Genomic DNA, 19,062 nt, shown 5'->3' with positions numbered 1-19,062 from the left:
GATATGGCTGGCAACGAGCATGGCGCCATGGAGACTTACGAGTGCGACGTGCTCGTGGCCGGATCGGGTTGCTCCGGCATGTCGGCCGCGATCACCGCGCGTTATCGCGGCCTCGACGTGCTGATCGTGGAAAAGGAACCGCGCTTCGGCGGCACCACAGCCCGCTCCGGCGGCTGGCTCTGGATCCCCGGCACCTCGCTGGCGAAGGCATACGGCATCGAGGAGTCGCCGGAGCAGGCCCGCACCTACTTGCGGCACGAGGCCGGCAACAATTACGACGCGGCACGCGTCGATGCCTTCCTGAGCGCCGGTCCTGAAGCCGTCGATTTCTTCACCACCAAGACGGCACTGCGCTTCGACATGCCGCTGGTGTTTCCCGATTACCATGCGGAAGCGCCCGGCGGCGCCCAGGGCGGCCGCTCCATGGTGACGCGCCCGTTCGACGGCCGCGAGCTCGGCGATCTCATCAAATCACTCGGCATGCCGCTGCCCGAGCTCACCGTGTTCGGCATGATGCTCGGAAGCGGCAAGGAGATCATCCACTTCATGCGGGTGACGAAGTCGCTGACCTCGGCGGTCTATGTCGCCAAGCGCCTGTCGCGGCATTTCATGGATGTGCTGCGCCATGGCCGAGGGATGACGCTCACCAACGGCAATGCGCTCGCCGGACGCCTCGCAAAGTCCGCGCTCGACCTGAAGATTCCGATGTGGCTGTCCTCGCCGGTGCGCGAGCTGACGGTCGAAAACGGCGCTGTGACCGGTGCCATCGTGTCGCGCGAGGGACGCGAGGTGCGTGTCCGCGCGCGCCAGGGCGTCGTGCTCGCCTGCGGCGGATTTCCGCATGACATCGCGCGGCGCAGGAAGATGTTCCCGCATGCGCCGACCGGCAACGAGCATTATTCGCCCGGGCCTACGGGCAACACCGGCGACGGCCTGCGCCTTGCGGAAGGCGCCGGCGGCCGCATCGAGGACCGCCTGCCGAACGCGGCGGCCTGGGTGCCGGTGTCGCTGACCACGCGCAAGGACGGATCGAAGGGCGTGATGCCGCATTTCATCGACCGCGCCAAACCCGGCGTGATCGCGGTGATGCGCGACGGCAGGCGTTTTGCCAATGAAGGCAATTCCTATCACGACTTCGTCCAGGCCATGATCAAGGCGGCCAAGCCCGGCGAGGAGATCGCCGCCTATCTCGTCTGCGATCACAAGACGTTGCGGAAATACGGCCTCGGATGCGTGCCGCCCTTCCCGATGCCGCTGGGTCACCATTTGAGGACCGGCTATCTCATGCGCGGCGGCACGCTGGAAGCGTTGGCCGCCAAGGCCGGCATCGATGCGAAGGCGTTCACCGAGACGGTCAAGCAATTCAATGCGACGGCGTCGCAAGGTCACGACGCCGCCTTCGGCAAAGGTTCAAAAGCCTATAACCGCTACCAGGGCGATGCACTGCACGGCCCCAACCCCTGCGTGGCGCCGATCGAGAACGGGCCGTTCTACGCCATCAAGATGGTGATCGGCGATCTCGGCACCTATGCCGGCATCGTCACCGACGAGAACGCGCGGGCGCTCGACGCCGAGGGACGGGTGATTCCCGGCCTCTATGCCGCCGGCAACGACATGGCGAGCATCATGGGCGGCAATTATCCCGGGGCAGGCATCACGCTTGGGCCGGCGCTGACCTTCGGCTACATTGCCGGCAGACATCTTGCTGACAGCGCCGCCAAGCGTGACGCGGCGTAAGCCAGGCTATTGGAGGCGCATGAAGAGAGAGAGCCGCGGCATCCAGTCGATCGAGGTCGGCGGCGAATTGCTTCGCGCGCTCGCCCGCAGCGGCGAGCCGATGATGCTGCGCGATCTCGCCCGCGAAGCCGGCATGACGCCGGCCAAGGCGCATCCCTATCTCGCCAGCTTCTCGCGCATCGGCCTGATCGAGCAGGACGAGACCACCGGCCGCTACGAGATCGGCGCACTTGCGCTGGAGCTCGGCCTGATCAGCCTGCGCCGCCTCTCAGGCGTGCGCATCGCGCGTCCCAGGATCGCGGGCCTCGCGAGCCAGATCGGCCACGCCGTCTCGCTCGCGGTCTGGGGCACGCACGGCCCGACCGTGGTGCAGCTCGAAGAGCCCGCCCAGCCGGTGCACATCGTGATGCGCGTCGGCTCGGTGATGGCACTGCTGGAGACCGCGACCGGCCGCGCGTTCGCGGCCTTCCTGCCGGAGAAGACGATCAGCGCCGCGCTCGACAGCGGCCTCGACCGCCATGGCGTCGGCTACAACCCGAAGCGCGCCGTGAAGGGTACCAAAGTGGCCGAGATGCTCGCTGAGGTGCGCAAGCACGGCCTCGCCCGTGCGCTCGGCGATCCCCTGCCCGGCGTCAACGCGTTCTCCGCGCCGGTGTTCGACCATTCCGGCCACGTCGCGCTGGTCATCACCGCGATGGGCCCGGAAGGCACGTTTGATGCCCGCTGGGACAGCCCGATCGCGCATGCGCTGCGCGACTGTGCCGGCAGCATTTCGAAGCGGCTCGGCTACGGGATGACGGTTGCGGCGGAGTGATGGGCAAACTGCCCGCCTCACGACGACCGTCATTCCCCGCGAAGGCGGGGAATCCAGTACGCCGCGGCCCATCGATTCAATCACGACCGCCTCGGAGTACTGGATCGCCCGGTCAAGCCGGGCGATGACACCGAGAGTGGGGCGACAAACGCGCCTACTTCTCCTTCACCGGCACCGTGTAGTTCAGGACCAGCCGGCCGCCATCCGGATAGATCGTCTGCCCGGTGATGTACGACGCATCGTCGCTGGCGAGGAACGCCACGACGGAGGCCACCTCGCTCGGCTCGCCGCCGCGGCCGGCCGGCGTGCGTGACATCACGGTCTTGCGGGCGTCCTCCGAGGTGTAGATGGACGACGCCACCATGTCGGTCAGGATCGTGCCCGGCCCGACCGCGACGACGCGGATGTTGTGCGGAGCGAGCGCGACGGCCGCGACGGAGGTCAGCTGCTTCATGCCGCCCTTCGACATCGCGTAGGTCGCCAGCGCCGGGATCGCCAGCAGCGCATTCACCGAGGACATGTTGATGATGACCCCGCCGCCGCCTTGCGCGATCATCTGCCTCGCCGCCGCCTGCACGCCGAAGAACGCGCCCTTCAAATTGATGCCGATGATCTCGTCGAATTCCTCTTCGGTAATGTCGAGGATGTCGCGGTTGCGGGCGACGCCGGCATTGTTGACCATGATGTCGAGCCGGCCGAACTCCTTCACCGCGGTCGCGACCAGCTGATCGACGTCCGCGCGCTTGGCGACGTTGCCGACGATCGTGCGCAACGCATCCGGCCGGCCAAGCTCGGCGGCCGTGGCGGCGAGGCCTTCGGCATCGACGTCGGAAATGACGACCTTGACGCCGTCGTCCAAAAACCTCTTCGCGCAGGCCTTGCCGATGCCGCGCGCCGCGCCGGTGATGGCCGCGACCTTGCCGGATAGTCTCATGGTCTCACTCCAGGACTTGGGACGATTTCACCTTGCTCTCAGAGGAAACGATCGGGCGCGAACGGCGCGAGCGGAATTTCCGGCGCCTTGCCGCTCACGAGCTGGGCGACGAGACGACCGGTGCGGGCCGAGCCGACCAGGCCGACATGGCCATGGCCGAACGCATAGACGATGTCGCGCGAGGCGCGCGCGTAGCCGATGCAGGGACGTCCGTCCGGCATGCTCGGGCGATGGCCGAACCACGTCTTGACGCGCGAGGCCGGAATGTCCTTCGGCAGTTTCGGGAACATGCTGACGAGGTGGTTGCGCAGGATCTCGGCGCGCTTCCAGTTCGGCGCGGCTTCCAAGCCGGCGATCTCGACCGTGCCGGCGGCGCGCAGGCCCTTATTGGTCCAGTTCACCACAAGCTTGGCGTCGGAGGCCATCATCGAGCTGCGCGGACCTACTTCCGGCTTCTCGATCACGACATGATAGCCGCGCTCGGTTTCGAGCGGGAGGGGATCGCCGACCGACGCGGTGAGCTGCTTCGAGCGCGCACCGGCCGCGACCACCGCGGCATCGCAAGCGATCTCGCCGGTCTCGGTGAGAACGGCCACGAGCTTGCCGCCGTTGAGCTTCAGCCCGGTCGCCCTGGCGCGCACGTGCTTGGCGCCGCTGGCGATCGCGTGATTGGCGAGCGCGGCAACGTAAGCGCCGGGATCGCGGCAGCGGCCGGCCTCCTCCACCACCACGCCAAAGGTGTAGCGCGGATGCAGATCCGGCTCACGCTGGCGCATCTCGTCGGCATTGAGCTCCAGCCATTCGACGCCGACCTTCTTGCGCAGGCGCCAGCCGAGATCGTTGTCGAAATTGCCGCGCGATGTGAACACGTGCATCACGCCGTTGCGCTCGATCAGCTCGGGGACACCGGCTTCTTCCGCGAGCTTCTTGTGCAGCAGCGGCGCGTCTTTCAGGAGGTCGCGCAGCGCGAACGCCGTGGTCTCGACCCGCGCCGCGGTCCAGCCCGAGAGCAGGTACTTGATCAGCCAGGGCAGCGCCTTCGGCAAGTAGGACCAGCGGATCGCGAGCGGACCGAGCGGGTCCATCAGATAGCCCGGCACCTTCTTCCACACGCCCGGCTCCGCCGGCGGGATCACCGAATGCGACGACAGCCAGCCGGCATTGCCGTAGCTCGCCGCCTGTTCGCCGCCCGGGTCGCCGGGATCGATCAGCGTGACGCGGCGCCCCTCGCGCAGCGCCTCGATCGCGCTGATCACGCCGACCGCGCCGGCTCCGATGATGGCGACGTGGCGGCCGGCCGGCATCGCTTTAAGCCTTCACTGCGGGCGTAAAATCCTTGCCGACCGAGATCGCCCGGGGATCGATGATGCAGTGGAGGATCGACGGCTTGCCCGAGGCCAGCGCGCGCTCGAACGCCGGCGCGAATTCTTCGGTACGCTCGACACGCTCGCCATGGCCGCCGAACGCCTTCGCATACATCGCAAAGTCCGGGTTCTTGAGCTGGGTGCCGACGACGCGGCCGGGATAGTCGCGCTCCTGGTGCATGCGGATGGTGCCGTATTGCGAATTGTCGATGATGATGACGACGAGCGGCGCGTCGTATTGCACGGCGGTGGCGAATTCCTGGCCGTTCATCAGGAAGCAGCCGTCGCCCGCAAACGCGACGACGACCCGATCCGGGTATTGCCGCTTGGCCAGCACGCCCGCCGGCACGCCATAACCCATCGAGCCCGAGGTCGGCGCGAGCTGGGCGGCAAAGCTGTGGAAGCGGTGATGGCGATGGATCCAGCCGGCGTAGTTGCCGGCGCCGTTGCAGACGATCGCATCCTTCGGCAGGCGGTCGCGCAGCCAGGTCATCACCTCGCCGTACTGGAACCTGCCCGGCAGCTCGCGCGCCTTCCCGGTCCAGGCGAGATAATCGGCATGCGCCTTGGCGGCCTCGCCCTTCCACGCCACCGCGCCGGAAGGCTTCAGCGTCTCGACGGCAGCGGCGAAGGCGGCCGGCGTCGCCTGGATCGCCAGCGCCGGCTGATAGATGCGGCCGAGCTCTTCGGAGCCCGGATGCACATGGATCAGCTTCTGCTTCGGATTGGGAATGTCGAGCAGCGTATAGGACGAGGACGGCATCTCCGACATGCGGCCGCCGACCAGCAGGAGAACGTCGGCATTGTCGATGCGCGCCTTCAGGCCCGGGCTCGGCCCGATGCCGAGGTCGCCGGCATAGTGCGAATGGTCGGCATCGATCAGCGAAGCCCGGCGGAACGAGGTCGCGACCGGCAGGTCGAACCGCTCGGCGAAGCGCGCGATGCTCTTGGTCGCCTCCTCGGTCCAGCGCGAGCCGCCGAGAATGACGAGCGGCGCCTTGGCGCCGGCCAGCATGGCGCCGAGCTTCTCGATATCGGCAGGCGCCGGCCAGCTCACCGCCGGCTCGATGCGCATGGCATCGGCAACGGCCGCGGTCTCGGTCAGCATGTTCTCCGGCAGCGCGATCACGACGGGACCGGGGCGGCCCTGCATGGCGACGCGGAAGGCGCGCGCCACCAGCTCCGGAATGCGGTCGGGACGATCGATCTCGACCGCCCATTTCGCCATCGAGCCGAACACCGCCTTGTAGTCGAGCTCCTGGAACGCCTCGCGCTCGCGCATGCCGGTGTCGACCTGGCCGACGAACAGGATCATCGGCGTCGAATCCTGCATCGCGATGTGGACGCCGTGGCTGGCATTGGTGGCACCGGGGCCGCGGGTGACGAAGCAGATTCCGGGCCGGCCCGTGAGCTTGCCATAGGCCTCCGCCATCATCGCCGCACCGCCTTCGGCGCGGCAGATCACGACGTCGATCGGGCTGTCATGCAGCGCATCGAGGGCCGCCAGATAGCTCTCGCCCGGCACGCAGGTGACGCGCTCGACGCCCTGGGCGACGAGCTGATCGATCAGGATCTGGCCCCCGGTGCGGGTGTTGCGAATGGTCATGTCGGCTCCCTCAAGACTTCGGCGATGCGCACTTATGCGGGAACTGGCCTAGGACAGGCCGAGAGCGTGCGCAAGGTCGAAAGGCTTCTCGCAGCCTGCGCAGGCGTCATGCCCGTCCCTGCCGTTTGCACTACAGTCCCTGCCGCGGCCACGATGGCGAGCTTCGAGATCTTCGTCTACGATCCGGCCGAACCAAATCGTTGGGAGCATCGGAATGCAAACCATCGGCCTGATCGGAGGCATGAGCTGGGAGAGCACCGCACTTTACTACAAGCTCATCAACGAGCGGGTCCGCGACCGCATCGGCAAGCTGCATTCGGCCCCGCTCTTGATGTATTCCTATGATTTCGAGGAGATCAAGCAGATGCAGTATGCCGGCCGCTGGCAGGAGGTGGCGACGAGCCTCGCTGAGGTCGCCCGGCTGCTCGAAAGTGCCGGCGCGCGGGCGATCGTGTTGTGCACGAACACGATGCACAAACTGGCGCCCGAGATCATATCCAGCGTGAGCGTTCCGTTCATCCACATCGGCGATGCGACGGCGGAGCGGATCCGGGCCAAGGGATATCGGCGGGTCGGGTTGCTCGGCACCAAGTTCACGATGGAGGAAGATTTCTACATCGATCGATTGCGCGCGCATGATCTCGACGTCATGGTCCCTCCCGCGGACGAGCGCGCGGAGGTGAACCGCATCATCTATGACGAGCTGTGCCTCGGGAACGTCGCCGCGCCCTCGCGCCGCCGCTACCAGGAGGTGATGGCGGCCCTCGTCGCCGGCGGAGCCGAGTGCATCATTCTCGGCTGCACCGAGATCACCATGCTGGTCGGCCCGGACGACACGTCTGTCGAGACGTTCGACACCACGGCCATTCACGCGGAAACGGCCGCCGATTTCGCGATCGGGTGAATTTGATCCCTCAGCTTCAGCCCCGTTCCGGGATCGAGGTCCCTGGAAGGTGGGCTATCCTCACCCGCTCCGCTTCTGCCGCGCGCTCGCCAGCAGCACCAGCATGAATGAGGCCGCCGTCATCAAGGTCGAGATCGCGGCGATGGTCGGATCGATCTCGTCGCGCAGCGCGGTGAACATGCGCTTGGTCAGCGGCTGATACTGGCCGCCGGAGATGAACAGCGCGACGATGGTCTCGTCCATCGCCGAGATGAAGGCGAAGATTCCGCCGGCGACTACGCTGGACTTGATCTGCGGCAGCGTCACCGCGAAGAAGCTGCGCAGGCGGTTCATGCCGAGGCTGCGCGCCACCATTTCCTGCGCGGGATCGAAGCTCTGCAGACCCGCGAGCACCGAGATGACGACATAGGGCAGGCCCAACATCACGTTGGCCAGCACGAGGCCGGGCATGGTCGCGACCAGGCCGACCTTGGCATAGACGAAGAAGATGCCGACCGCGGTGATGATGATCGGAACCACGAGCGGCAGCAGCAGCGCCATGTGGATGAGACGCATGATCCGCAGCTTCGACTGGCTGATGGCATAGGCGGCGGCCACCCCGAACGGGGTCGCGATCACGACGGTAAGGAGCGCAACCGTCAGCGTCACCCGCGTCGCTTGCATCCAGGCGGGATTTGAGAAATATTGCTGGTACCAGCGCAGCGAGAAGGATGGCGGCGGGAAGGTCAGGAAGCGCGCGCTGGAGAACGAGATCGGCGCGATGATCAGAACGGGAAGGATCAGATAGACCAGCACCAGCAAACTGATCACATACAGGACGATCCGTGCGGGCGAGGCGCGCATCATTTCTGTCCCAACACGCGGTCGAGCGAGACGAAGCGGCTTACAATGAAGAAGATCGCGACCACACTGATTAGCAGCACGACGGCGACCGCGCTGGCCGCGCCGAATTGGTTGTAGAGCTCGACATTGCGGCTCACCAGCATCGACACCATCACGGTGCGGCCGCCGCCGAGCAGTTCCGGCGTGATGTAGAAGCCGAGGCAGAGCACGAACACCATGGTGCAGCCGGCAAGCACACCCGGCAGCGACAGCGGCAGGAACACGCGCATGAAGGTGAGCGAGGGGCTCGCGCCCAGGCTGGCGCCGGCCTGCATCAAATCGTTCGGAATCTTCTGCATGGTGGCATAGAGCGGCAGCACCATGAACGGCAGCAGGATGTGCACGGTCGCGACCACCGTGCCGAACGTGTTGTGGACCAGCGCGAGCGGCTCGGAGATCACATCGAGATAGCGCAGGAACTGGTTGATCACGCCGCTGCGCTGGAGCAGCGCCAGCCAGGCATAGGCGCGCACCAGCACGCTGGTCCAGAACGGCAGCACGACCAGCGACAGGATGAGGATGCTCCACCCTTTCGGCACCGAATTGGCGAGGTAGGCCACGGGATAGCCCAGCAGCAGCGCGATTGCCGTGACCGCGAGGCTGATCTCGAACGTCAGTGCAAAGCTGCGCCAGTAGACATCTTCGGTGAAGACGCGGCGATAGTTCTCCAGCGTGAAGCCGTCATGATAGATCGACTGCCAGGCGAGCCAACCGACTGGCAGCACGATCAGGGCAAGGATCACCAGCAGCGCCGGCGACACCAATGCCAGCATCAGGCCGTGCTCGCGGCGCTGATGCTTTTGGGAGGGATCTGGCACGGATGTCGTCAACGCTGGCCTCGCCTACTTTTGCATGAAGGACGCCCAGCGCTTCTCGGCGGCCTCTCCGGCGGACGAGGACCACCAGGCGTAGGACATCAGCGCCTGCTTGGCCGCATTCGCCGGCTCGCTCGGCAATTGCGCAGCGCGCTCCGCCTTGATCACGCCCGTCTCGAACGCCTTGGGATTGCCCGGGCCATAATCGATGTGCAGCGGCAGATTGGCCTGGTGCACGGGATCGACCGCCGCGTTGAGGAACTTCACCGCGGTTTCCAGATTCGGCGCGCCCTTGAGGATGCAGAGCGAGGTGCTCTGCAAAATGCCCTGATTGTAGGTGAAGGTGACCTTCGCGCCCTCCTTGGCCACCGCGCTGACGCGACCGTTCCAGGCCATCTCCATGTCGACCTCGCCGTCATTGAGCAACTGCGCCGACTGCGCGCCCGAGGTCCACCACACCGTGATGTGCGGCTTGATCTCTTCCAGCTTCTTGAAGGCGCGGTCGACATCGAGCGGGTAGAGCTTGTCGGGCGCGACGCCATCGGCCATCAGCGCCGCCTCGAGCGTCGCGAACGGGTGGTTGCGCAGCGCGCGGCGGCCGGGGAATTTCTTGACGTCCCAGAAATCGGCCCAGCTGTTCGGCGCGTCCTTCGGGAAGGCCTTCTGGCTGTAGGCCAGCACGCTGGAATAGAACTCGTAGGACACCGAATAGGGACTGCGATAGGCCTCCGGCATCGCCGCGCCGTTTGGAATCTTCGAAAAGTCGAGCTTCTCGATCAGCCCCTGCTCGCCGCCGCGCAGGCAGTTGCCGGTCGGGGTGTCGACGACGTCCCAGATCGGCTTGCCGCTGCCGACTTGCGTCTTGATCGCGGGCCAGGCGTCGGGAATGGAGTCCTGGTTGATGGTGATGCCGAGCTTCTTGGCGGAGGGATCGAGGATCGCCACCGTCTGTGCCTGCTGATAGGCGCCGCCTTGCGAGACGAAGGTGATCTGCTCGGCGGCATCAGCCGCACTGGTCAACCCGATTGCGCCCAGCAGCGCGCAGCCCAATCCGAATTTCTGCTTCATCGTCATCCTCACCTCCTCCAAATAGAGCTCACTGACCGATCGCGTCGAGAAACTGGTACCAGCCGGCGACCATGCGCACGGCGGGCTCGCGCAGCGGATAGAACGGGATCGCCTTCATGCGCCTGATGTCGAGCAGACCGACGTCGGGCGTCTCGCCGCGCACGAAGGCGGCGAGATAGCGGCCCATCAGGCTCGACATCGCAACGCCGGCGCCGTTGTAACCCACCGCGAACAGCGTGCGATCGTCGAGCCGACCGATATGCGGCACCGAGTCCAGCGTCATCGCGACCAGCCCCGACCATTTGTATGCGAGCGGGACATCGGCGAGATCGGGGAAGATGCCGACCATCGCCTTGCGCAAGGCGTCGAACGCGGCTTGCGAATCCTGTTTACCAAAGGCGCCGCGGCCGCCGAAGATCACGCGGTTGTCGACCATGCGGAACCAGCGCATCATGCGCTTGGTCTCGGTGTAGGTGCGCCCGGTCGGCATCAATTTTCCCGCGAGATTGCCGGGGAGCCGCTCGGTTGCGACTATGGCGCTGCGGAAGGGAATCAGCGTGCGCTGCAGATGCGCGGTGGCACTGGTCAGGTCCGAATAGCTGTTGGTGGCAATGATCGCCTGCTTGGCGCGCACCGCGCCTTGCGGGGTCTCGGCGACGATGCCGTCGCCTTCCCGCCGAAGCGTTGTGACCGGCGATCCCTGGAAGATTGCAACGCCGCGGCGCGCCACGCCGTCGGCAAGGCCGCGCAGATAGTTCAGCGGATGGATGCCGCCCGAACCGGGATTGAGCACGCCGCCGACGAAGATGTCGGAGCCGGTTTCCTCGCGCACGCCGTTCTTGTCGAGGATGCGGACCTCGGCGGAGCCCATCTCGCGCGTCATCCAGTTGGCCTCGTCGATGGCGGCCTTCAGCGTCGTCTCATTGTGCGCAGCCTTGACCTGGCCGGTGCGCACAAGGTTCGCGCTGGTGATGCTGAATTCGGAGACGAGCTCCTCGACCATGTCGGTCGATTCATGCGCGATCTCGTACATGCGCCGCGCCATGGCGCGGCCATGCACGGCATCGATCTCGCGGAACGAGAGGCGGAATTTTGCCGTGATCACGCCGCCATTGCGCCCGCTCGCGCCCCAGCCGGGACGGTTGGCCTCGAGCACAACGGGGCTGAGCCCGCTCTTGGCAATGTGGTGCGCGGCGGAGAGGCCGGTATAGCCGGCGCCGATGATCACCACATCGGCTTGGCTCTCGCCCGACAGCACGGGATAATCGCGCGCCGGATCCGCCGTGGCTTCCCACAGCGAATTGACCGATGGCAGCGCGCGCCAGTCCCGTGTCATGCCACAGCTCTCCGTTACGCCGCCGTGCCGATCGCGGCGTCGGCGAGCGCCTTCAGCGTCGGGAAATGGAAGTCCGGCTTGGTCAGCGTCTCCACCGCCGGCGTGCCTCCAAAGCCGGCGATGCCCTGGCGGCGCTCGATCCAGCACACTTTGTAGCCGAGCTTCCGCGCGATCCCGATGTCGTGATACTGGCTCTGCGCGACATGCAGGATATCGGACTGCTTGTAGCCGAACGCCGATTGGCGGCCCTTGTTGTAGGCGAAGAATTCCGGATTGGGCTTGGCAACACCGGTGTCGTCGGCACAGACCGTGTCATCGAAGGGATTTCCGAGCGCATGCGCGTAGCACGACAGCGCGACGCGGTCGGCATTGGTCATCGCGACCAGGCGGAACTTCGTGCGCAGCCGCTTGAGCGCTTCCACCGAATCCGGGAACGGCCCCCAGCGCAGCACCGAAAGCTGGAACACGTCGCAGGATGCGTCGTCAGAGGGCAAACCTAGCTCGGTGGCAAGATGGCGATAGACGTGGAACATCACTTCGCTGGAGCGCTCGTAGTGCTTGTCGCGGCCCCGCTTGTAGGGCTCGAAAATCTGCTCGTCGCTGAGCTCGGCTGCCTTCCTGCCTCCGATCTTGCGCACGGCTTCGAGCACGCCGGTTTCGAAATCAATCAAGGTGCCGACGACATCGAAGGTGAGAACCTTGAAATTGCTGAACGCGGCTTGGGTCGACATGGTCTTGTTCTCTCAGGTTGCCCGGGGCACGACGATCGTGTCCTCGGGGTGGAGCGTGACGGTGAGATTGCCGCCGAGGGGCGGAATGCGGTGATAGGCCTGGTGATAGCTCGGCTGGCGCAGGCTGAGCGCGATGCCGTCGGCGAGCGCGAGGAAAATGCGCAAGCTCTCGCCCTGATAGACGATGTCGGTGACCGTTCCGGTCAGCCGGTTGCAGGCCTCATCCTGCGCGCCGTCGTCGATCAGCAGCTTCTCGCTGTGCACGGCCAGCATCAGGGCATCGCCATCGGGAATGGCGCGCGCGCTGCGCAGCAGGGCATTGCCGAGTGCGACGCTGCAAGCATCGACGCGGCGAACCGGCAGCATCGTGGCTTCGCCGATAAAGCTGGCGACGAAGGAATCGGCGGGATGATCGTGCAGCCGCGCCGGCGCATCGATCTGAACCAACCGGCCGTCCTTCATGACAGCGACGCGGTCGCTCATGGTCAGCGCCTCGCGCTGGTCATGGGTGACGTAGATGATGGTCGCCTGGATGCGCTTGTGCAACGCGCGCAGCTCGATCTGCATGGATTCGCGCAGCTGCTTGTCGAGCGCCGAGAGCGGCTCATCCATCAGGATCAGGCGCGGCTCGAAGATCATGGCGCGTGCGAGGGCCACGCGCTGACGCTGACCGCCGGAGAGCTGCGCGATCCCGCGCTCTTCATAGCCGGCAAGGCCGACCATGCTGAGCGCTGCGCGCACCTTGTCCGGCCAGACGGATTTCGGCAGGCGTCGCGCGCGCAAGGGAAAGGCGACGTTCTCGCCGACGCTCATATGCGGAAACAGCGCATAGTTCTGGAACACCACGCCGATGTCGCGCTTGTGCGGCGGCATATAGGTGACGTCACGGCCCCCGAACAGAATCGTGCCTGAGGTCGGCAGGATGAAGCCGCCCAAAATGCCGAGCAGCGTGGTCTTGCCGGAGCCGGAGGGGCCGAGCAGCGAGACGAATTCACCGGCGCTGACATTGAGCGAAACGTCGTCGAGGGCGCGAACAGCGCCATAGGCCTTGCTGGCGGACCTGATCTCGACGCTTTCCGCTCGCTTGTCCAATGATCGACCTCGCGATGTCCCTGCGCTGGCGTGCCTCACTGCGCGCCATAAGGCTGCTTTATAGACAGGGCTTTGGAGCACTCACGGTCTAAGCGTGCGCTGCACCAAACCTTCTCCCGAAGCCCCTGTGTTTAGGCTGTCATGCTCATGACACCAGACTTGCCAAAACTCGGCAATTGCCAAATTCTCACCGCGCTCATAACATGACGTTATGCCAGAGCTCCGCCGCATGCTGCCGTCCAGTAACGCCCTGTTCGTGTTCGACGCGGCGGCGCGCAATGGCAGCTTCACGGCGGCGGCGGCCGAATTGAACGTGACGCAGCCGGCGGTGAGCCGGATGCTCGGCCAGTTCGAGGAGCATCTCGGCGTCCGCCTGTTCGATCGCAAGGCGGGCCGCGCGGTGCTCACCGAGGAAGGCGAGCTGCTCTATCGCCGCGTGCTCGAAGGCTTTCGCAGCATCGAGAGCGGGCTCGTCGAGATCGAGCGGCGCCGCAAGGGCACCGAGACGGTGACGCTGTCGGTCTCCTCCGCCTTCACCACGCATTGGCTGATGCCGCGCATCGACAAGCTGCAGAAGCAGTTTCCGCAAGTGGATCTGCGCTTCCAGCTGATCTCCGGCGCGCTGCGCGGGCCGGTGGAGAATGTCGATCTCGGCATGCGCTTCCGTGACCGCGACGAGCCGTCATCCGGCGGCACGCTGGTGATGAAGGAAGTGATGCTGCCGATGTGCAGCCCCGGCTATCTCGGCGAGACTGATCCCGCCGAGGGCAACACCATCATCCGCCTCGCCGAGACGCCGGGCGACTGGGCCGCGGATTACGCATCGCTCCTCACCGGACGACGCGGCGCGGCCAAGGCGTTGAGCTTCACCGACTATGCAGTCGTGGTGCAGGCCGCGCTGCTCGGCCAGGGCATCGCGCTCGGCTGGCTGACGGTCGCCTCGCACTGGCTGCTCACCGGCGCGCTGGTGCCGGCCTCCGACACGCTGACCACCACGCGCCGCATCTGCGAATTCCTGCCGCCGCGCAACCGGATCATGCGTCCCATCGCCGCCGAGATCCGCGACTGGATCATCGCGCAGATGAAAAGCGAGATCGCCGCGATCGACCGGCTCTATCCGAAGCTCGGCGCCATGGCGGCGTGTTACTGAGCAGGTGGCGTCGCGGTGAAGCCCCGCTCTCTCCGACGTCATTGCGAGCGCAGCGAAGCAATCCAGAGTCTTTCCGCGGAGGGATTCTGGATTGCTTCGCTGCGCTCGCAATGACGATGTGGATAGAGCTGCGCTCGAATTCCGCCCCTACCGATGCTCGATCGCCCTGATCGCACCACGTAGCTCGGCGAGGCCGCGCAGGCGGCCGATGGCGGTGTAGCCGGGGTTGGTGCGCTTGGTGTCGGCGAGATCGTCGAGCATGCGGTGGCCGTGGTCGGGCCGGAACACGATTCTCTTGTCCGGTGCGCGCCGTGCGTTCTCCTTCAACAGCGCCTTGAGCACCGCGATCATGTCGACGTCACCGTCGAGATGGTCGGACTCGTAGAACGACAACCCGTCGGCCTCGCGCTTGGTCGCGCGCAGATGGGCGAAGGCAATGCGCGGGCCGAAGCGCTCGGCCATTTCTGGCAAATTGTTCTCCGCGCGCACGCCGAGCGAGCCGGTGCAGAAACAGATGCCGTTCGCCTTGGACGGCACGGCGTCGAACAGCGCCTGATAGTCGTCGGCGCTGGAAGCAATGCGCGGCAGGCCGAACAGCGGTCGCGGCGGATCGTCCGGGTGCAGCGTCAGCGACACGCCGAGCTGCTCGGCCACCGGCGTCACGCGCGCGAGGAATTCCGCAAGGTGCTGCCGCAGGATCTCAGGCGTGATGTCGCGGTACGTTTCCAGCCGATCGCGGAATTGCGGGATGGTCATCGGCTCGGTGGTCGAGCCCGGCAGCGCGCTGGCGATGACCATGACGAGATAGTCGATATCCGCCTGGCTCATCTGCTCGAACAGTTTCTTCGCGCGCGCCTGTTGTTCCGGCGAATATTCCTGTACGGCGGCCGGGCGCTTCAGGATGTGCAGCTCGAACGCGGCAAAGCGGTCCTGGTCGAAGCGCATGGCACGGGCGCCGTTCGGCAGCTCCCATTCCAGATCGGTGCGGCACCAGTCCACCACGGGCATGAAATTGTAGCAGATGATCTTGATGCCGCTGGCCGCCACCGCCTCCAGGCTCGCGATCCAGGCCTCGATCGACTTCGTCGCTTTTCCGCCAAGGCGCTTGACGTCGTCGGGGATCGGAATCGATTCCACCACCGACCAAGTCAATTGAGAACGGCCGGGCTGGCCGTTCTCAATGAAGTTCTTGCGCTCCTCGACCGCCTTGCGCGTCCAGGCCTCCCCGATCGGCACCTGATGCAGCGCCGAGACGATATCGCTCGCGCCGGCCTGCCTGACGTCGTCGAGCGAGACCGGATCATCGGGCCCGTACCAGCGCCATCCCTCCAGCATCATAGGCTGCCTCCCATCAGTTCGCGGTCAGCACGACCTTGACGCTCTGCGAGCGGTCGAGCGCCAGCCGCAGCGCATCGGGCGCGGTCGAGAGCGGCCGCTCGGCGGTGACCAGCGACAGCACATCGACGCTGCCGTTGCCGATCAGTTCCACCGCATTCATGAACTCGAAGCCGAAGCGGAACGAGCCGCGCAGGTCGATCTCCTTGGCCATCACGGCATTCGACGGTGTCGGGATCTGGCCTCCCGGCAGATTGCCGATCTGCACCACGACGCCGCCGCGCCTGACGATCTGAATCGCGCTGGCAAGGCCCGCAGCCGTGCCCGAGACCTCGAAGGCGACGTCGTAAGGACGCGCGGCAGCCTGTGCCTTCAGGCCCTCTTCACCGCCCGACACGTTCTCGACATGCGAGGCGCCGAGCTTGGTCGCAAAGGCCAGCGGCGCCGGCGCGATGTCGGCGACCGTGATGTCAGCCATGCCGGCGCGGTGCGCGGCGAGCATGGTCAAAAGCCCGATCGGGCCGGCACCGAAGATGATGCCGCGCTTGCCATCGATCTTGCCGGCGCGCGCGACCGCGTGCAGGCAGACCGCGAGCGGCTCGGCCAGCGCCGCGGCCTGGTAGGACACGTGATCGGGAATCTTCACGCACTGCGCGGGGATCGCGTCGAAGTAATTGGCGAAGCCGCCCTGCATGTGCGGCGTCTTTGAGGCCGAGCCCATGAAATAGATGTTCTCGCACAGGTTCGACCGGCCCTCACGGCAGGCGACGCAATGGCCGCACCAGCGTGACGGATTGACGGCAACGCGGTCGCCGACCTTCAGATTGGCGGCGGTACCGGAGATCTCCACGACCTCGCCCGAGATCTCATGTCCCAGCACCAGCGGCGACTTCACCACGAAGTCGCCGGTGCGGGCATGGCGGAAATAGTGCATGTCCGAGCCGCAGATGCCGCCGGCACCGAAGCGGATGCGCACCATGCCCTGGCTAAGCTTGTCGAGCGGATGCTCGATCATGCGCAGGTCTTCGGGGCCGAACAGGGTCGCGGCGAGAGCGGTCGAGGTCATTTGGAAAGTCCCATGTATTTAGGCAGCCAGAGGGTCAGGTCGGGAATATAGGTGATCGCGATCAGCGCGAGCAGCAGCGGCACCAGCCAGGGCAGGATCGCCACCGTCGTGCGCTCGACCGAGAGCTTTGCGACGCGGGCGAGCACGAACAGCACCATGCCGAGCGGCGGATGCAACAGACCGATCATCAGGTTCAGCGTCATGATCAGGCCGAAATGGATCGGGTCGATGCCGAGCTTGAGCACGATCGGCAGCAGGATCGGCACCAGGATGGTGATCGCCGCCGTGGTGTCGATGAAGCAGCCGACGAACAGGATCAGCACATTGGCGAGCGCCAGGAACACCCATTTGTTGTGGGTGATGCTGAGCATCCAGTCCGAGAGCATCTGCGCCGCCTGCGACACCGTCAGCAGCCAGGCGAAGATCGAGGCCGCGGTGACGATGAACAGCACCGAAGCCGTGGTCTCGATGGTGTCGAAGGTCGCCTTCGCCACCGTCTTCAGGGTCATGGTGCGATAGCGGATGAGGCCGAGGAACAGCGACCAGATCACGGCCGCGACCGCGGCTTCCGTCGGCGTGAACCAGCCGAGCGTCATGCCGCCGATCAGGATCACGGGCGCCATCAGCGCCATCACCGCGGAGAAGTCGAAATACCAGTCGATCAGGAGCAGCGTGCCGAGGCCGATGACGACCGCCATGTTCACCGACATGCCGGCAACGACCATCAGCCAGATTGCGAGCGGGAAAGCGAGTACGATGGCGATCTCGAGGCCGGCCGAACCGAGCTGCGGCCAGGAGAACGGCGTATCACTGCCCCATTTGTTCTTGTGCGCGAAATAGGTGACGGTCGCCATCATCAGCAGCGTCATGACGATGCCGGGGATGACGCCGCCGAGGAACAGCGCGCCGATCGAGACGTTCGCCATCATGCCGTAGATCACGAAGGGCAGCGAGGGCGGAATGATCGGCCCGAGCGTCGCCGAGGCCGCGGTGACGCCGACCGAGAACTCGGTGGAGTAGCCGTGGTCCTTCATCGCCTTGATCTCGATGGTGCCGAGGCCGGCGGCGTCCGCGATCGCGGTGCCGGACATGCCGGAGAAGATCACCGAGCCGATGATGTTGACGTGGCCGAGGCCGCCGCGCATCCACCCGACCAGCGCGACGGCGAATTTGTAGATGCGCCCGGTCACGCCCGCGATGTTCATGAGATTGCCGGCCAGGATGAAGAACGGCACGGCGAGCAAAGGAAAACTCTCCACGCCGGCGATCATGCGCTGCGCCAGCGTGACGTCGGGCGTCACGCCACTGACCAGGATGTAGAGCAGCGACGACGCGGCCATGGCGATCGCCACGGGAACGCCGAGCAGCATCAGAAGGAGAAAGCCTCCGAGCAACAGCAGCATGGTCTTATCCTTCCGATCCGTCGTAGGCACCGGGACGTTCGAGGACCGAGTAGCCCTGCCGCCAGTTCTGGAGTGCCACCTGCGCGGAGCGTGCGAACATCAGCACGAAGCCGAGCAGCACGGCGTAATAGACGTAGTCCTTGGGAAGATTGATCGTGGTCATCTGCTCGTCGCCGATGATCTTGATGTAGACCCAGACCAGCTTGATGGCGTAGCCGAAGAAGGCGATCCGGATCAGGTCGATCGCCGTCGACAGCACGCGCCCTACGGCATGCGGCAGGTAGCGATAGACGAGGTCGACCTGGATGTGCCGCGACAGCCGCACGCACATCGACGAGCCGATGAAGACCACGCCGATCAGGCAATAGGTCGCGATCTCCTCGGTCCAGGCATAGCTGTCGTTGAGGACGTAGCGGGTGAAGAATTGCAGGAAGACGGCAAGCGCCATCACCCAGAAGATCGCCAGCGCCACCCAGTCCTCGAACGCGTAGACGCCGAGATCGACCTTCGGCGTCGCCTCCTCCTCGAAGGTATGGGCGATCTCGTCCGCGGTGATCTGCCGGTGGATTTCGGCGGTGGACATGGGTACCTCTCAAACCTCTCTCACGTCGTTCCGGGGCGACGCGTCAGCGTCGAACCCGGAACCTCGAACGAGTTCTGCTGCGTAACCTCGCTCCCCTCCTCATCCTGAGGAGCTTGCGAAGCAAGCGTCTCGAAGGATGGCCCCAGACGACACTTAGGTGGCACCGGGGCCTTCATGGTTCGCCCGGCGATGCGAAGCATCGTCCGGAGCGCGCTTCGCGCTCCTCACCATGAGGGTCTGGC

17 protein-coding genes are annotated in these 19,062 nt (G+C 65.6%); 4 read left to right on the top strand and 13 right to left on the bottom strand.

What is annotated here, in order from left to right:
- Positions 1-3: 3 nt before the first annotated feature.
- Entirely contained in the window at positions 4-1,737 is a 1,734-nt protein-coding gene (locus DCG74_RS13190) for an FAD-dependent oxidoreductase (RefSeq protein WP_172786910.1), read from the top strand.
- Positions 1,738-1,756: 19 nt separating this feature from the next.
- Positions 1,757-2,551, top strand: a complete 795-nt coding sequence (locus tag DCG74_RS13185) for an IclR family transcriptional regulator (RefSeq protein WP_172786911.1) — start codon at positions 1,757-1,759, stop codon at positions 2,549-2,551.
- Positions 2,552-2,705: 154 nt separating this feature from the next.
- Here DCG74_RS13185 and DCG74_RS13180 read toward each other — a convergent pair whose 3' ends face one another.
- From DCG74_RS13180 to DCG74_RS13170, 3 genes are read right to left on the bottom strand one after another with little or no spacing between them, the layout of a single operon-like run.
- Positions 2,706-3,485 (bottom strand): SDR family NAD(P)-dependent oxidoreductase, encoded by a 780-nt coding sequence (locus tag DCG74_RS13180; protein WP_172786912.1) that lies wholly within the window; start codon positions 3,483-3,485, stop codon positions 2,706-2,708.
- 38 nt (positions 3,486-3,523) lie between these two features.
- Complete coding sequence (locus DCG74_RS13175) at positions 3,524-4,789, bottom strand: FAD-binding oxidoreductase (RefSeq protein WP_172786913.1); 1,266 nt, start codon at positions 4,787-4,789, stop codon at positions 3,524-3,526.
- 4 nt (positions 4,790-4,793) lie between these two features.
- On the bottom strand, positions 4,794-6,455 hold the full coding sequence (locus tag DCG74_RS13170; RefSeq protein WP_172786914.1) for a thiamine pyrophosphate-binding protein: 1,662 nt from the start codon (positions 6,453-6,455) through the stop codon (positions 4,794-4,796).
- Between the two features lie 214 nt (positions 6,456-6,669).
- Between DCG74_RS13170 and DCG74_RS13165 the strand changes: the two genes are divergently transcribed.
- Complete coding sequence (locus DCG74_RS13165; protein ID WP_172786915.1) at positions 6,670-7,359, top strand: aspartate/glutamate racemase family protein; 690 nt, start codon at positions 6,670-6,672, stop codon at positions 7,357-7,359.
- Positions 7,360-7,419: 60 nt separating this feature from the next.
- Here the strand turns inward: DCG74_RS13165 and DCG74_RS13160 are convergent, their stop codons facing one another.
- The 6 genes from DCG74_RS13160 to DCG74_RS13135 all read right to left on the bottom strand — a co-directional run bounded on the left by DCG74_RS13160 (position 7,420) and on the right by DCG74_RS13135 (position 13,283).
- Complete coding sequence (locus tag DCG74_RS13160; RefSeq protein WP_172786916.1) at positions 7,420-8,205, bottom strand: ABC transporter permease; 786 nt, start codon at positions 8,203-8,205, stop codon at positions 7,420-7,422.
- The gene (locus tag DCG74_RS13155) at positions 8,202-9,014 is read right to left on the bottom strand and encodes an ABC transporter permease (protein ID WP_172786997.1); all 813 of its coding nucleotides are present in this window, start codon (positions 9,012-9,014) and stop codon (positions 8,202-8,204) included. Before DCG74_RS13155 ends, DCG74_RS13160 begins: the two co-directional genes overlap by 4 nt.
- A gap of 69 nt (positions 9,015-9,083) precedes the next feature.
- Positions 9,084-10,130: an ABC transporter substrate-binding protein gene (locus DCG74_RS13150; protein WP_172786917.1), complete on the bottom strand. Its 1,047-nt coding sequence runs from the start codon at positions 10,128-10,130 to the stop codon at positions 9,084-9,086.
- Positions 10,131-10,152: 22 nt separating this feature from the next.
- Positions 10,153-11,460: an FAD-binding oxidoreductase gene (locus DCG74_RS13145; protein WP_172786918.1), complete on the bottom strand. Its 1,308-nt coding sequence runs from the start codon at positions 11,458-11,460 to the stop codon at positions 10,153-10,155.
- A 14-nt stretch (positions 11,461-11,474) separates the two neighbouring features.
- Positions 11,475-12,191, bottom strand: a complete 717-nt coding sequence (locus DCG74_RS13140) for an HAD family hydrolase (RefSeq protein WP_172786919.1) — start codon at positions 12,189-12,191, stop codon at positions 11,475-11,477.
- 12 nt (positions 12,192-12,203) lie between these two features.
- Positions 12,204-13,283 carry an ABC transporter ATP-binding protein gene (locus tag DCG74_RS13135; protein WP_172786920.1) on the bottom strand — a complete coding sequence of 360 codons (1,080 nt, stop codon included), beginning with the start codon at positions 13,281-13,283 and terminating at the stop codon, positions 12,204-12,206.
- A 211-nt stretch (positions 13,284-13,494) separates the two neighbouring features.
- On the opposite strand from DCG74_RS13135, the gene DCG74_RS13130 reads away from it, so the two are divergent.
- Positions 13,495-14,433, top strand: coding sequence for a LysR family transcriptional regulator (locus DCG74_RS13130; RefSeq protein ID WP_172786921.1), 939 nt, complete (start codon positions 13,495-13,497; stop codon positions 14,431-14,433).
- Positions 14,434-14,580: 147 nt separating this feature from the next.
- On the opposite strand, the gene uxuA is transcribed toward DCG74_RS13130, so the two are convergent.
- Genes uxuA through DCG74_RS13110 form a run of 4 tightly spaced genes read right to left on the bottom strand, consistent with a single transcriptional unit; the run spans position 14,581 to position 18,820 of the window.
- Entirely contained in the window at positions 14,581-15,771 is a 1,191-nt protein-coding gene (gene uxuA / locus DCG74_RS13125) for a mannonate dehydratase (RefSeq protein WP_172786922.1), read from the bottom strand.
- A 13-nt stretch (positions 15,772-15,784) separates the two neighbouring features.
- The gene (locus tag DCG74_RS13120) at positions 15,785-16,834 is read right to left on the bottom strand and encodes an L-idonate 5-dehydrogenase (RefSeq protein WP_172786923.1); all 1,050 of its coding nucleotides are present in this window, start codon (positions 16,832-16,834) and stop codon (positions 15,785-15,787) included.
- The gene (locus DCG74_RS13115; RefSeq protein WP_172786924.1) at positions 16,831-18,237 is read right to left on the bottom strand and encodes a TRAP transporter large permease; all 1,407 of its coding nucleotides are present in this window, start codon (positions 18,235-18,237) and stop codon (positions 16,831-16,833) included. The genes DCG74_RS13120 and DCG74_RS13115 overlap by 4 nt, the downstream gene beginning before the upstream one ends.
- 4 nt (positions 18,238-18,241) lie before the next feature.
- The gene (locus DCG74_RS13110) at positions 18,242-18,820 is read right to left on the bottom strand and encodes a TRAP transporter small permease (protein ID WP_172786925.1); all 579 of its coding nucleotides are present in this window, start codon (positions 18,818-18,820) and stop codon (positions 18,242-18,244) included.
- Positions 18,821-19,062: the final 242 nt, after the last annotated feature.

Origin of the sequence: Bradyrhizobium sp. WBAH42 (assembly GCF_024585265.1) — a bacterium.
In the GTDB taxonomy this organism is placed as follows: domain Bacteria; phylum Pseudomonadota; class Alphaproteobacteria; order Rhizobiales; family Xanthobacteraceae; genus Bradyrhizobium.
Note: the sequence above shows the minus strand (reverse complement) of the source record. Positions and strands in the feature narration are given on the sequence as shown.